Source organism: Burkholderia sp. DN3021 (genome assembly GCF_049805555.1).
Lineage (GTDB): Bacteria > Pseudomonadota > Gammaproteobacteria > Burkholderiales > Burkholderiaceae > Burkholderia > Burkholderia pyrrocinia_C.
Genome location: NZ_JBNCAB010000132.1, coordinates 1 through 13,531, shown reverse-complemented (window position 1 = coordinate 13,531; position 13,531 = coordinate 1). Strand labels below are relative to the sequence as shown.

Sequence of the window (13,531 nt, the reverse complement as noted above, 5' to 3'; positions counted from 1 at the left end):
CGATGGAACTTGCAGCAAGCAGCAGTTCCGCGAGTGACGTAGATTGTCGGCGATCTACGTCTTGATGTCGAACGGCTGCTCCTGGCCGAACGCAGACGGTCTTTCTCGCGCTCCCCGGAAATCCGCTAAGAACTTTTTTTGCATTGCGCACGCCCAAGCGGCGAGTGCGCGGAGGGCATTCGCTTGCAACCGAACCTGCCGATCGATTCCGCTGCGGCGTCGCCGCGACACGCGACGCTGATCCTGCTGTGCGCGTTCTCGGTGCTGCCGCTGAGCCTGTTCCTGCCGTCGCTGCCGACGATCGCGCGCGACCTGCGCGCCGACTATGGGCTCGTCGCGCTGTCGCTCGGTGGATACGCGGCGGTGGCGGCATCGCTCGAGTTCGTGATGGGGCCGCTGTCGGACCGGTTCGGGCGAAGGCCGATCGTGCTGACGAGCGTCGGCGTGTTCGCGCTCGGCTCGCTCGGCTGCGCGATGGCGAACGATATCCGCGTGTTTCTCGCGTGCCGGCTGATGCAGGCGGCGATCACGTCGGTCTATCCGGTGTCGGTGGCGACGATCCGCGACACCGGCGGCGGCAGCCGTGCGGCGAGCCGGATCGGCTATGCGGCGATGGCGGCCGCGTTCGCGCCGATGCTCGGCCCGACGCTCGGCGGCGTACTCGATCAGACGGTGGGCTGGCGCGCGAGCTTCTGGTTGCTCGGCGCGGCCGGCATCGCGCTGTTCGGCTGGTGCGCGTTCGATCTCGTCGAGACGCACACGAACCGGTCGTCGAGTCTCGGGCGGCAGCTTCGCACGTATCCGGCGCTGCTCCGCGCCCGCCGTTTCTGGGCCTATGCGCTTTGCATGGCGTTTTCGACGGGCTCGTTCTACGCGTTCCTCGCCGGCGCGCCGCTCGCCGCGAAAACGCTGTTCGGCATCGCGCCGGCGGAGATCGGTTTCTACATGGGGACGATCACCGCCGGTTTCGTGTGCGGCAGCTTTCTGGCCGCGCGTTTCGCGCGCCACTACGCGCTGGCGACGACGATCCTGTGCGGTCGTGTCGTCGCGTGCGCGGGGCCGTTGATCGGCCTCGCGCTGGTGTTCGGCGGCGCGACGCATGCGATCGCGTGGTTCGGGCCATGCGTGCTGGTAGGCATCGGCAACGGGCTGACCAATCCCGGCGCGCATGCCGGTGCCGTGTCGGTGCGCCCGGACCTGGCGGGCAGCGCGTCGGGGCTGGCCGGTGCGATGACGATCGCCGGCGGCGCCGCGCTGTCGTCGCTGACGGGCGCGGTGCTGACCGCCGGCAACGCGGGCTATGCGCCGCTCGCGATGATGCTGCTGTCGGCGGCGATCGCGCTGGCGGCCGCCGTCTGCGTGCGCGTGTTCGACGCGCGGGACGCCGGGCGGTGAACGAGGGTGCGGCCCGCTACCGTGCCGCGCGCGATTGGCGGACAATTCATCGAACGCCGGGAGACGACGAACCATCCGCGAGCCGTATTCCCCGACGCGCGAAGGGCGACTGGGCGACTGGGCGAGGATGCGATGATCGACTTTTCTGATTTCCAGCGGGAAATTGCCGACGCCGCGAGGGCGACGTTCAAGGCGCTGCGGGCGTTGCACCCGGATGAGCATTTCTACGCGTTCGCGCTTTATACGGACAGCGGCGCAATGACGGTGGTGCCGGCGGCCAATTCGGTCGAAGGGCTGAGCCGGGTCCGCGCGCAACAGGCGGTCGCGGACGACGATCCGGATCCGCAGTACGTGTGGGGCTTTTCCGAGTGGGCGTACGCGGCGGCGGAAGCGTCGCCGTTCAACGTGATCTGCGGCAAGCTGGCCGACGAAGTGCTGAGCCCGACGTTTGTGCGGTCGAGGTTCGCGGAGTTCTCCCGGCAACTCCACGCCGACATGATCGAGGCGTTGCGGCTGCTCGATCGCGACGGCCTGTTCGGCACGGGTGAAGCAAGGGAAGCCATCACGCTGTTCGTATCGATCAGCGACGACGACGCAGCCGAGGCACTGGAAAACGAATCGGCGAAAGCGCTGAATCCGCCGGCCGTCGCCGACAAATTTCTGCGCCGCTACGACTGAGCAACCGGAATGCCGTCGCGGCCGGCCAGAGCCACAACGCGCAACGCGCAACGCACGGCGAGCGCCGCATCCGCCCGCGTGCGCGCGTGACTCTTTGATCCGTTACGGCTTCGCGCCGACGACGAACTCGAACGCCGCGACGCCGTCGACGCCGCCCGACACGCGGTCGCCCGGCTGCAGCGCGCCGACGCCGGCCGGCGTGCCGGTGAAGATCAGGTCGCCGGCCTTCAGCTCGACCGAGCGCGACACATATGCGATGACGTCGGGCACGGCCCAGATCATGTCGGCCAGATCGCCTTGCTGGCGCGTTTCGCCGTTGACCGCGAGCCAGATGCGGCCGGCGGCCGGGTGGCCGGTGGCCGACGCCGCGCGCAGCGCGGTCACGGGGCCCGACGCGTCGAAACCCTTCGCCCAGTCCCACGGACGGCTCAGCTTCTTCGCTTCGGCCTGCAGGTCGCGGCGCGTGAGGTCGACGCCGACGCCGTAGCCCCACACGTGCGACAGCGCGTCGGCCGGGTCGATCGACCGGCCGTCCTTGCCGATCGCGACGACCAGTTCGATTTCATGATGGAGGTCGCTCGTCAGCGGCGGATACGGGACGGTGCCGCTTGCCGGGACGATCGCGTCGGCCGGCTTCGTGAAGAAGAACGGCGGCTCGCGGTCGGGATCGGCGCCCATTTCGCGTGCGTGGTCGGCGTAGTTGCGGCCGACGCAGAACACGCGGCGCACCGGAAAGCGCGCGGAAGACTGTTCGACTTCGACGGAAGGACGCTCGGAAGCGTCGATGACATAGGCGGACATCGGATGGCCTCGTTCGGTGGGTAGACGGATGCCGGCGCCCGTGCGGCGCACGGGCCGGCATGCGTGCAACGATACCCGACGCGCGTGCGGCCGGATGCGACGCAACTGCGTTTTACCGGGACAAAACTACGCGTCGTCGGCGGCGGGTGCGTCGTCGCCGTCCGGCAACGCGGCGTTCGCGTCGCGATACGCCTTCGGCGACACGCCGACCCGCGCGCGGAAGCGCCGCGCGAAATACCCTTCGTCGCGGAAGCCGACCGAGCGCGCGATGTCCGCGATGCGCCGGCTCGTATGGGCCAGCAGCGATTGCGCGAGCGCGATCCGGCGCTCGGTCACGAGATCGGTGAACGTGCTGCCGGTTTCCTTGCGGACCAGGTGCGCGAGGTAGTTCGGCGACAGGAACGCGGCCTCGGCGGTCGCGGCGAGCGTCAGGTCCTCGCGGGTCAGGTTCGCGCGCACGTGCCGCAGCACGCGCGCGAGCGCGTCGCGCCGGCCCGCGCGCTGGGCGCCGCGCTGCGCGAGCTTGTCGAGCGCGCCCGCGTACTGCGTGCAGACGAGCCCGATCAGCTGCAGCAGGTAGCCGCGCAGCAGCGTGGTCGAGCCGAAGGTGCGCACGCGATCGGTGTCGAGCATGCACAGCGCGAGGCGGCGCGCTTCGTCGTACGTGTCGCCGGTCAGGATGAAGTCGAGATGCTCCTGGAAGCGGAACGGCGTCAGCTCGGGAAAGCGGTGCGCGGGCACGTCCTCGAGATCGAGCGGATCGACGTCGAGGTCGGCGCGCAGGAACGCCTGGCTGAAGTTGATGACGATGAAGTGCGCGCCTTCCGGATGCGGGATCAGGTGCTCGCGATGCGGCAGCACGAACGCGAGCGCGCCACGCGGAAACGGCCGCGTGACGCCGCCGATCCGCTGCTCGGTGTCGCCGCCGAGGTTGAACTGGATCTGGAAATACGCGTGCCGGTGCGGCTCGGTGATCGCCTGGCGCGACGCCTGGTCGCGGATGTAGAAATCGAGCCGGTCGCTGCGTTCGGGCATCCCGTACAGGCGCGGCGGGGCGGTGGATGGCATGAAGGATTCTGCGGTTCGTGACGCGGTTGAGCCGCGATGGTACAGCGAACCGGGCGCGGCGGGGATGGGCGGGGATGGGGGGGCGCGCGATCAACCCGCAACCAGCGGCGCGACCCGGCGGCGCAGCTCGGGCACGACGTCGGCGTCGAACCACGGATGGTGCTTGAACCACGCCTGGTTGCGCGGCGACGGATGCGGCAGCGGCAGCACGCCGGGGCCGTAGTCGCGCCAGGCGTGCACGGTGTCGGTCAGCGTCGCCTTGCGCGACTCGCGCAGGAAATGCCGCTGCGCGTACTGGCCGATCAGCAGCGTCAGCCGGACCGACGGCAACTCGGCAACCAGCCGGTCGATCCACAGTTGCGCGCATTCGGGGCGCGGCGGGTTGTCGCCGCTCGCGCCGCGGCCCGGGTAGCAGAAACCCATCGGCACGATCGCGAAGCGCGTCTCGTCGTAGAAGGTCTCGGCATCGACGTCGAGCCAGCCGCGCAGCCGCTTGCCGCTCGCGTCGTCCCACGGGATGCCGCTCGCATGGACACGCGCGCCCGGCGCCTGCCCGACGATCAGGATCCGCGCGTCGCGCTGCGCGCGCACGACCGGCCGCGGGCCGAGCGGCAGCTCGGCTTCGCATGCGCGGCACGCGCGGATTTCGGTGAGCAGCACGTCGAGCGGCGCGCGCGTTCGTTTCGGCATCGATTCGGATCGGGGACGGAGTGGCAAGGCGGTGTCGTTCGTGCGGCGCATGCCGGAAGCCACCGGGTGGCCCGGATCGGCGTGGCGCGGCTCCGGCGCGCGCCAACTGCATCACGCTTGCGACTGGCCCGCTGCGCCGCCTTCGGCGACCGCAGCATCATACAACGCGCTCTGCGCGATCGCCGCGGCGATCTCCACATCGTCGCGCGGGCCGTCGAGCATGCCCCAGCGCCGGTATTGGGCCAGGAACCACCGGCCGTCGAGCGGATCGGGCCGGTTCACGGCGCCGCCGTCGTGGAAGCGGATCGGCAGCGGCGGCTCCGCGAACGGCCCCGCGCCGTAGTCGCCGAGCAGGCGCGGTGCGATCAGCCGGGCCGGCACGCCGATCGCGTCGGGCGACGCGAGCCAGTCGGCCGCCTCGACCCGGTGCGCGGCGCTGTCGAGCCACGCGCACGCGTCGATCAGCGTGCGGATCAGCGCGCGTGCGGTTGCCGGATACAGCGAGACGAAGTCGCGTCGGGCCGCGAGCACCTTCTCCGGATGATCGGGCCAGATCTCGCTCGTGACCGCGACGGTGCGGCCTGCGTGGCACGCTTCGGCGACCGCATGCCACGGCTCGCCCGCGCAGAAGCCGTCGAGCTCGCCGTTCGCGAGCGCGGCGACCATCTCGGGCGGCGGGATCACGACGCTGCGCACGTCGCGCAGCGGATCGACGCCGTGCGATGCGAGCCAGTGGTTCAGCCACATCGCGTGCGTGCCGGTCGGGAACGTCTGCGCGAGCAGCGGCTTGCGGCCGAGCGTCGCGAGCGCGTCGCGCACGCTGCCGCTCTCGCGGTACGCGTCGGCGAGGCCGCGCGAGAACGAGATGGCCTGGCCGTTGCGGTTCAGCACCATCAGCGCGGCCATGTCCGCCTGCGGGCCGCCGATGCCGAGCTGCAGCCCGCAGACGAGCCCGTACAGCGCATGCGCGGCGTCGAGCTCGCCGCTCAGCAGCTTGTCGCGCACGGCGGCCCACGACGGCTGGCGGTTCAGTTCGAGCGTCAGGCCATGCGGCGCACCGAGGTTCAGGCGCTGCGCGACGATCAGCGGGGCCGCATCGCTGAGCGCGACGAACCCGAGGCGAAGATGTGCGCGTTCCGGCGCGGCGGGAGGCGAAGTATTCATGGCGGTCATGACTGGGGTGACGCGTCGAGCAATTGCCGCGCGACGTCGACGATGCGCAGGCCCTGATCCATCGCGCGCTTGCGCAGCGCTGCATACGCATCGTGCTCGGACAGCCTGCGCTGGTCCATCAGCACGCGTTTCGCGCGGTCGATCAGCTTGCGCTCCGCGAGTTCGCGCTCGACGTCGGCGAGCCGGCGGCGCAGCGCATCGTCGTGCGAGAAGCGCGCGAGCGCGACTTCGAGAATCGGCGCGAGGCGCTCGGCCGACAATCCTTCGACGAGATACGCGCTGACGCCCGCGCCGACCGCCGCGCGGATCAGCGCCTGGTCGCCGTCGTGGCTGAACATCAGCACGGGGCGCGGCGCGGTCGCGTTCATCACCGCGAGCTGCTCGAGCGTGTCGCGCGACGGCGAATCGGTATCGATGATCACGACATCGGGGCGCTGCTCCTCGACGGCCGCCGGCAGGCGCGCGGGCGTCGCGACGTCGTTCAGCATCTCGTAGCCGAGGCGCGCGAGCGCGTCGCCGAGCTCGCCGATCGGCTTGTCGGTGTCGGTGACGAGCAGCACGCGCAGGCGGGTGGGCAGGGCGGACGCACTCATGAGGCGAGCGGCAGCGGCGGAAGGTCGGCGCGACGCGCGAACGGCATGTGACGGCCGAGTCGGGACGCGGTTCCGATACCGCGCGTGCGCGACCGGCGGCCGGCGCGAACGCGGCCAATGGATTCGGAAGAGATGGGCGGCCGGCGCCGCGTGATGCAGCGCATGCTACGCAGCCCGGGCCAGCGCCGCGTCGCGCGCGGCATCCTCGTGCTGCACGGCCGCCTCGCCGATCGCGCCGCCGACGAGGATCACCGCCGGGCTGCCGAGCCGCGCTTCGTCGATGCCGCGCGCGAGATTGCCGAGCATACCGGTCCAGCGGCGCTCGTCGGGCGTGCCGGCCCATTGCACGGCCGCGGCGGGCGTCGACGCCGGCAGCGCGGCGAGCAGGCCCGCCGCAATGCTGTCGACGCGGCTCATCCCCATGTAGATCGCGAGCGTGGTGCCGGTCGCCGCGAGCCGCGACCAGTCGGGTTCGCCGTGATCCTGGCGGTGCGCGGTGACGAACGTGACACCCTGGCAGTGCTCGCGGTGCGTGAGCGAGATGCCGAGGCTCGCGGCGGCCGCGAATCCCGACGAGATGCCGTTGACGATCTCCACGGGAATCGCGGCGGCGCGCAGCGTCGCGAGCTCTTCGCCGGCCCGCCCGAACAGCAGCGCGTCGCCGCCCTTCACGCGCACCACGTGCGCGCCGCGCAGCGCGTAGCGGCGCATCAGCCGCTCGATGAACGCCTGCGGCGTGGAGCGGCAGCCGCCGCGCTTGCCGACGCGGATCACGCGCGCCTGCGGGGCGAGTTCGGCGATGCCGGGCGCGACGAGGTCGTCGAGCAGCAGCACGTCGGCGGCGGCCAGTGCTTTCACGGCCTTCAGCGTGAGGAGATCGAGGTCGCCGGGGCCGGCGCCCAGCAAGGTGACTTTGCCTGTCGTCATGTCGTGTTCCAGTGCCGCGTGCGTGCGGCCGTCGATAGCGCGTTGTCTGCGCGGCGGCGGCGGGCGGTAGAAACATACCGGCATCCGGCCGTGCCGCGCACGGGAGGGACGCCGTTGTCCTGACGGGCCCGCCGTGATCGACGGGCATGGTTTTGCGGGAACTGCCCACCGGCGCCGTTGCCGGTGTGATGCATGAGCTTCAGCAATATCCGGGCCAACCGGCGCGATGCGCGGCGGGAGCGCGGCGCGACGGCCGCGTGCATGAATGCGCACGCAGCGCGGAGAGACGCGATGCCGCGCCGGCGTGCATCGTGCCCCGTCAGTGCGCACCGCAATGTCGCACGGCGACAGTGCTGCAGCGCACCACATCTGTGCCTTGCTGCTTCACGACGCATCGTGCGCCGCGTGCCGGAGCGCGGCGCATGCTGGCCGGCGAGCCTTGCGCGGCGGGGCCACCGGCGCGATTCGGGCCGACATGGCACGGCGTTTGCGTAAGCTGGTTCGGACGCGTCAATGGCGATTCGTCCGCAGTACCGAATACATACGCGCCCGGCAACGGGCTTCATGGGCAACGGCGTCCTACGCATCGGGTCTCGACGAGACCGGGTGCGCAGGACGCCGTTTTTCGTTTGGCGGATGACATGACCGACAAAGCTACCCGTATCGATCTCTTCAGCCTCCGCACCGCGCCGATGCGCGCGTTCCACCTGACGTGGATGGCGTTTTTCGTGTGCTTCTTCGCGTGGTTCGCATGCGCGCCGCTGATGCCGCTCATCGCACGCGAATTTCATCTGACGGCGGCACAGGTCGCCAACATCAACATCGCCGCGGTGGCCGCGACGATCGCCGTGCGGCTGCTCGTCGGCCCGCTGTGCGACCGCTTCGGCCCGCGCCGCATCTATGCCGGCCTGCTGCTGCTCGGCGCGATTCCCGTGTTCGCCGTGTCGTTCGCGCATGACTACTGGTCGTTCCTGATCTGCCGGCTCGGCATCGGCGCGATCGGCGCGGGCTTCGTGATCACGCAGTACCACACGTCGGTGATGTTCGCGCCGAACGTGGTCGGCACCGCGAACGCGACGACGGCCGGCTGGGGCAATGCGGGCGCGGGCGCGACGCAGGCGCTGATGCCGCTGCTGGTCGCCGCCGGCCTGATGCTCGGCTTCGGCGAAGGCTCGTCGTGGCGCATCGCGCTGGTCGTGCCGGGCGCTGCGATGCTCGTGATGGCCTGGGCGTACTGGCGCTTCACGCAGGATTGCCCGCAAGGCGACTTCGTCGCGCTGCGCAAGGAAGGCGTGACGATCGACAGCGGCAAGAAGGGCGGCTGGGCGAGCTTCGTCGCCGCGTGCGGCAACTATCGCGTGTGGATGCTGTTCGTCACGTATGGCGCGTGCTTCGGCGTCGAGGTGTTCATCCACAACATCGCCGCGCTGTACTACGTCGATCACTTCAGCCTGTCGCTGAAGGATGCGGGTCTCGCGGCCGGCATGTTCGGGCTGCTCGCGCTGTTCGCCCGCGCGCTCGGCGGCTGGCTGTCCGACAAGATCGCCGCGCGCCGCAGCCTCGACGTGCGTGCGACGCTGCTGTGCGCGCTGATCATCGGCGAAGGGCTCGGGCTGATCTGGTTCTCGCATGCGCAAAGCGTCGGCATCGCACTCGTCGCGATGCTGACCTTCGGCCTCTTCACGCACATGGCCTGCGGCGCGACCTACGCGCTGGTGCCGTTCATCGACCGCAAGGCGCTCGGCGGCGTCGCGGGGATCGTCGGCGCGGGCGGCAACGTCGGCGCGGTTGCCGCGAGCTTCCTGCTGAAGGGCATCGGCGACGTGCAGCACACGCTGAGCCTGCTGGGCCTGGCCGTCACCGCGACCGCGCTGTGCGCGATGGCCGTGCGCTTCAGCGAAGAACACAAGGCACGCGAGGCCGAGCTGCGTGACCGCGCGCTGGCCGCGGGCAGCGTCGCGAACTGATCGACCGAAGGAAACGTCATCATGAAACTCATCGTCATCGGCCACGGCATGGTCGGCCACAAGCTGCTCGAATGCGTCGCGGCGGAAGCGGGCACGACGGGCGCGCTGCAGGTCACCGTGCTCGGCGAGGAGCCGCGTCCGGCCTACGATCGCGTGCACCTGTCCGAATTCTTCGCGGGCAAGTCGGCGGTCGACCTGTCGCTCGTCGAACCCGGCTTCTTCGAGCGTCATCCTCAATTCGACCTGCGCCTGAATGCGCGCGTCGCATCGATCGACCGCGCCGCGCATACGGTCACGCTCGCGTCGGGCGAAACGCTCGCGTACGACAAGCTGGTGCTCGCGACGGGCTCGCGCCCGTTCGTGCCGCCGATGCCGGGGCATGATCGCGCGGGCTGCTTCGTGTACCGGACGATCGAGGATCTCGAAGCGATGCAGGCGTGCGGCACGCACGCGAAGCGCGGCGTCGTGGTCGGCGGCGGGCTGCTCGGCCTCGAATGCGCGAAGGCGCTGCGCGACATGGGGCTCGACACGCACGTCGTCGAATTCGCGCCGCGCCTGATGGCCGTGCAGGTCGACGACGGCGGCGGCCGGATGCTGCGCGCGAAGATCGAGGCGCTCGGCGTGACCGTGCATACGGGCAAGAACACGCTCGAGATCGTCGATGGCGAGGAAGGCACGCACCGGATGGCGTTCGCCGACGGCACGCATCTCGATGCCGACATGATCGTGTTCTCGGCCGGCATCCGCGCGCGTGATGAACTGGCGCGTGCATGCGGGCTCGACATCGGCCCGCGCGGCGGCGTCGCGATCGACGACGCTTGCCGCACGAGCGACGCCGACATCTACGCGATCGGCGAATGCGCGGCGTGGAACGGCATGGTGTACGGCCTCGTCGCACCCGGCTACGACATGGCGCGCGTGGTCGCGAAGCGGCTCGCAGGCAGCGCTGACGGCACGGGCGCGGCTGCGTTCGCGGGCGCCGACATGAGCACGAAGCTGAAGCTGATGGGCGTCGACGTCGCGAGCATCGGCGACGCGCACGGCACGACGGCCGGCAGCCGCACCTATCAGTACGCGGACGAGCGCCGGCAGGTCTACAAGAAGCTCGTGGTGTCCGACTGCGGCAAGTTCCTGCACGGCGCGGTGATGGTCGGCGACGCGGCGGAATACGGCACGCTGCTGCAGATGATGCTGAACCGCATCGAGCTGCCCGAGTCGCCCGAATTCCTGATCCTGCCGTCGTCGGACGGCGCGGCGAAGCAGGCGATCGGCGTCGACGCGCTGCCGGACGGCGCACAGATCTGCTCGTGCAACAACGTGTCGAAGTCGCGGATCTGCACGGCGGTCGCCGACGGCGCGACCAGCCTCGGCGCGCTGAAGTCGTGCACGGGCGCCGGCACGTCGTGCGGCGGCTGCGTGCCGCTCGTCACGCAGATCATGAAGGCCGAGATGAAGAAGCAGGGCCTCGCGGTCAACAACCATATCTGCGAGCACTTCCCGCATTCGCGCCAGGAGCTGTTCCACCTGGTCCGCGTCGAAGGCCTCACGACCTTCGACGAACTGCTCGCGAAGCACGGCCGCGGGCTCGGCTGCGACGTGTGCAAGCCGGCGGTCGCGGGCATTCTCGCGTCGTGCTTCAACGAGTTCGTGCTGAAGAAGGAACACGCGGGGCTGCAGGATTCGAACGACTACTACCTCGCGAACATCCAGCGCGACGGCACGTACTCGGTCGTGCCGCGCATGCCGGGCGGCGAGGTCACGCCGGAAGGGCTGATCGCGGTCGGCCAGGTCGCGCAGAAGTACGGACTCTATACGAAGATCACCGGCGGCCAGCGCGTCGACCTGTTCGGCGCGCGCGTCGAGCAGTTGCCGTCGATCTGGGAAGAGCTGATCGCGGCCGGCTTCGAATCGGGGCATGCGTACGGCAAGGCGCTGCGCACCGTGAAGTCGTGCGTTGGCTCGACGTGGTGCCGCTACGGCGTCGACGATTCGGTCGGCTTCGCGATCGACCTCGAGAACCGCTACAAGGGCCTGCGCGCGCCGCACAAGATCAAGTTCGGCGTGTCGGGCTGCACGCGCGAGTGTGCGGAAGCGCAGGGCAAGGACGTCGGCATCATCGCGACCGAGAAGGGCTGGAACCTGTACGTATGCGGCAACGGCGGGATGAAGCCGCGCCACGCGGAACTGCTCGCGTCCGACCTCGATCGCGCTACGCTGGTTCGCTACATCGACCGCTTCCTGATGTTCTACGTGCGCACGGCCGACCGCCTGCAACGCACGAGCGTATGGCGCGACAACCTCGAAGGCGGGCTCGACTACCTGACCGACGTGGTCGTGCACGACAAGCTCGGGATCGCGGCCGAACTCGAAGCCGACATGCAGCACGTGGTCGACACCTACGAGTGCGAATGGAAGAAGGCCGTCACCGATCCCGACACGCGCAAGCGCTTCCGCCACTTCGTGAACAGCGACGCGCCGGACGCGAACATCGCGTTCGTCGAGACGCGCGGCCAGATTCGCCCCGCGACGCCCGACGAGCGCGTGCGCGGCAAGCCCGTGACGATTCCCGTCGTCGCCGCAAGCGCGACGCAGGCCGTGACCGAATCCGCAACCGTCTGACCCTGACCGACACCAGCGTCTTTTCCAAGGAGCCCATCATGAACGATCGTCTTCCGCTGTCCTGGACCCGCGTGTGCCCGCTCGACGACATCGTGCCGAACACCGGCGTGTGCGCACTCGTCAACGGCGAGCAGGTCGCGGTGTTTCACGTCGCGCACGCAGACGGCGGCGTGTTCGCGATCGACAACGTCGATCCCGTGTCGCAGGCGGCCGTGATGTCGCGCGGGCTGATCGGCAGCCTCGGCGAGCGCGTCGTCGTCGCATCGCCGCTGTACAAGCAGCATTTCGACCTGCGCACCGGCGAATGCCTCGAAGCGCCCGAGCAGTCGGTGAGCGCGTATCCGTCGCGGGTCGAGGACGGCTTCGTGTGGATCGCGGCCTGACCGCCCCGGAGCGCGCATGACCGCCACCCCCGTCAAGAGCGTGTGCCCGTACTGCGGCGTCGGCTGCGGGATGGTGCTGCACGTCGAGGATGGCGAAGTCGTCAAGGTGTCCGGCGACGCCGACCATCCGACCAACTTCGGGCGACTGTGCACAAAGGGTTCGTCGGCGCACGTCGCGCTGCGCCGCTCCGGGCGGCTCGACCGCGCGTTCGTGCGCCGTGCGCGCGAGGACGACCTCGTGCCGCTGCCGGCGCGCGACGCGATCGCCGAGACCGCGCGCCGCCTGCGCGCGGTGCTCGATGCGCACGGCCCCGACGCGCTGTCGTTCTATGTGTCGGGGCAGATGTCGATCGAGGCGCAATACCTCGTCAACAAGCTCGCGAAGGGTTTCGTCGGCACCAACAACATCGAGTCGAACTCGCGCCTCTGCATGGCGAGCGCGAGCACCGGCTACAAGCAGTCGCTCGGCGCGGACGGCCCGCCCGGGTCGTACCAGGACTTCGATCGCGCGAACCTGTTCTTCGTGATCGGCGCGAACATGGCCGACTGCCATCCGATCCTGTTCCTGCGGATGATGGATCGCGTGAAGGCCGGCGCGAAGCTGATCGTCGTCGATCCGCGCCGCACCGGCACGGCCGACAAGGCCGACCTGTTCCTGCAGATCCGCCCCGGCACCGATCTCGCGCTGACGAACGGGCTGCTGCACCTGCTGCACGCGAACGGCCGCACCGACGGCGCGTTCATCGACGCATACACCGAAGGCTGGGACGCGATGCCCGCGTTCCTCGCCGACTACACGCCCGAGCGCGTCGCAGAAATCACCGGGCTCGCGGAAGCCGACCTGCGCACGGCCGCGCAATGGATCGGCGATGCGCCGGAGTGGATGAGCTGCTGGACGATGGGGCTCAACCAGAGCACGCACGGCGTATGGAACACCAACGCGATCTGCAACCTGCATCTCGCGACCGGCCGCATCTGCCGCCCCGGCAGCGGGCCGTTCTCGCTGACGGGCCAGCCGAACGCGATGGGTGGGCGCGAGATGGGCTACATGGGCGCCGGGCTGCCGGGCCAGCGCTCGGTGCTGTCCGACGACGACCGGCGCTTCGTCGAGAACCTGTGGCGGGGGGGGGGGGGGCGGGGGGGCGCGGGGCCCCCCCCCCCCCCCCCCCACCGCCCCCCCAGCCTCCGCGGCGGGGGCCGGACGGCCTCGTGGTTCGTCTGCACCAAACCTCACACC

12 protein-coding genes are annotated in these 13,531 nt (G+C 70.1%); 6 read left to right on the top strand and 6 right to left on the bottom strand.

All coding sequences use genetic code 11. From position 1 onward, the window contains the following. The first annotated feature begins 183 nt into the window (after nucleotides 1-183). Both ACPUER_RS34425 and ACPUER_RS34420 read left to right on the top strand, forming a co-directional pair. The gene (locus ACPUER_RS34425; protein ID WP_425133289.1) at nucleotides 184-1,395 is read left to right on the top strand and encodes an MFS transporter; all 1,212 of its coding nucleotides are present in this window, start codon (nucleotides 184-186) and stop codon (nucleotides 1,393-1,395) included. Between the two features lie 132 nt (nucleotides 1,396-1,527). Further along, nucleotides 1,528-2,073 (top strand): DUF4303 domain-containing protein, encoded by a 546-nt coding sequence (locus ACPUER_RS34420; RefSeq protein WP_175963496.1) that lies wholly within the window; start codon nucleotides 1,528-1,530, stop codon nucleotides 2,071-2,073. Between the two features lie 102 nt (nucleotides 2,074-2,175). Here the strand turns inward: ACPUER_RS34420 and ACPUER_RS34415 are convergent, their stop codons facing one another. From ACPUER_RS34415 to cobA, 6 genes are all read right to left on the bottom strand, one after another. Continuing rightward, nucleotides 2,176-2,874, bottom strand: coding sequence for a fumarylacetoacetate hydrolase family protein (locus ACPUER_RS34415; RefSeq protein ID WP_425133288.1), 699 nt, complete (start codon nucleotides 2,872-2,874; stop codon nucleotides 2,176-2,178). Between the two features lie 126 nt (nucleotides 2,875-3,000). Beyond that, nucleotides 3,001-3,942: a helix-turn-helix transcriptional regulator gene (locus ACPUER_RS34410; RefSeq protein WP_310137660.1), complete on the bottom strand. Its 942-nt coding sequence runs from the start codon at nucleotides 3,940-3,942 to the stop codon at nucleotides 3,001-3,003. 90 nt (nucleotides 3,943-4,032) lie between these two features. Continuing rightward, nucleotides 4,033-4,632, bottom strand: coding sequence for a uracil-DNA glycosylase family protein (locus tag ACPUER_RS34405; protein WP_425133287.1), 600 nt, complete (start codon nucleotides 4,630-4,632; stop codon nucleotides 4,033-4,035). 111 nt (nucleotides 4,633-4,743) lie between these two features. Next, complete coding sequence (locus ACPUER_RS34400) at nucleotides 4,744-5,796, bottom strand: CmpA/NrtA family ABC transporter substrate-binding protein (protein WP_425133286.1); 1,053 nt, start codon at nucleotides 5,794-5,796, stop codon at nucleotides 4,744-4,746. A gap of 5 nt (nucleotides 5,797-5,801) precedes the next feature. Further along, the gene (locus tag ACPUER_RS34395; RefSeq protein ID WP_175963501.1) at nucleotides 5,802-6,398 is read right to left on the bottom strand and encodes an ANTAR domain-containing response regulator; all 597 of its coding nucleotides are present in this window, start codon (nucleotides 6,396-6,398) and stop codon (nucleotides 5,802-5,804) included. Nucleotides 6,399-6,563: 165 nt separating this feature from the next. Next, nucleotides 6,564-7,325, bottom strand: coding sequence for a uroporphyrinogen-III C-methyltransferase (cobA, locus tag ACPUER_RS34390; protein WP_425133285.1), 762 nt, complete (start codon nucleotides 7,323-7,325; stop codon nucleotides 6,564-6,566). Nucleotides 7,326-7,966: 641 nt separating this feature from the next. Here cobA and ACPUER_RS34385 point away from each other — a divergent pair. The 4 genes from ACPUER_RS34385 to ACPUER_RS34370 form a co-directional block, all read left to right on the top strand. Continuing rightward, a complete protein-coding gene (locus ACPUER_RS34385) occupies nucleotides 7,967-9,292 on the top strand; it encodes an MFS transporter (RefSeq protein WP_425133284.1) in 1,326 nt (441 codons plus the stop codon). Nucleotides 9,293-9,313: 21 nt separating this feature from the next. Beyond that, nucleotides 9,314-11,911, top strand: coding sequence for a nitrite reductase large subunit NirB (gene nirB / locus ACPUER_RS34380; protein ID WP_425133283.1), 2,598 nt, complete (start codon nucleotides 9,314-9,316; stop codon nucleotides 11,909-11,911). Nucleotides 11,912-11,949: 38 nt separating this feature from the next. After that, nucleotides 11,950-12,294, top strand: coding sequence for a nitrite reductase small subunit NirD (nirD, locus tag ACPUER_RS34375; protein ID WP_047903106.1), 345 nt, complete (start codon nucleotides 11,950-11,952; stop codon nucleotides 12,292-12,294). Nucleotides 12,295-12,310: 16 nt separating this feature from the next. Then, nucleotides 12,311-13,531: molybdopterin-dependent oxidoreductase (locus tag ACPUER_RS34370; RefSeq protein WP_425133282.1), on the top strand; the 1,221-nt coding region annotated here is incomplete at its 3' end.

What these genes read in the sequence shown, in the direction of transcription:
- nirD (WP_047903106.1), top strand. Translation starts at nt 11,950, where the DNA reads ATGAACGATCGTCTTCCGCTGTCCTGGACCCGCGTGTGCCCGCTCGAC.
- ACPUER_RS34395 (WP_175963501.1), bottom strand. Translation starts at nt 6,398, where the DNA reads ATGAGTGCGTCCGCCCTGCCCACCCGCCTGCGCGTGCTGCTCGTCACC.
- cobA (WP_425133285.1), bottom strand. Translation starts at nt 7,325, where the DNA reads ATGACGACAGGCAAAGTCACCTTGCTGGGCGCCGGCCCCGGCGACCTC.
- ACPUER_RS34415 (WP_425133288.1), bottom strand. Translation starts at nt 2,874, where the DNA reads ATGTCCGCCTATGTCATCGACGCTTCCGAGCGTCCTTCCGTCGAAGTC.
- ACPUER_RS34405 (WP_425133287.1), bottom strand. Translation starts at nt 4,632, where the DNA reads ATGCCGAAACGAACGCGCGCGCCGCTCGACGTGCTGCTCACCGAAATC.
- nirB (WP_425133283.1), top strand. Translation starts at nt 9,314, where the DNA reads ATGAAACTCATCGTCATCGGCCACGGCATGGTCGGCCACAAGCTGCTC.
- ACPUER_RS34420 (WP_175963496.1), top strand. Translation starts at nt 1,528, where the DNA reads ATGATCGACTTTTCTGATTTCCAGCGGGAAATTGCCGACGCCGCGAGG.
- ACPUER_RS34410 (WP_310137660.1), bottom strand. Translation starts at nt 3,942, where the DNA reads ATGCCATCCACCGCCCCGCCGCGCCTGTACGGGATGCCCGAACGCAGC.
- ACPUER_RS34400 (WP_425133286.1), bottom strand. Translation starts at nt 5,796, where the DNA reads ATGAATACTTCGCCTCCCGCCGCGCCGGAACGCGCACATCTTCGCCTC.
- ACPUER_RS34385 (WP_425133284.1), top strand. Translation starts at nt 7,967, where the DNA reads ATGACCGACAAAGCTACCCGTATCGATCTCTTCAGCCTCCGCACCGCG.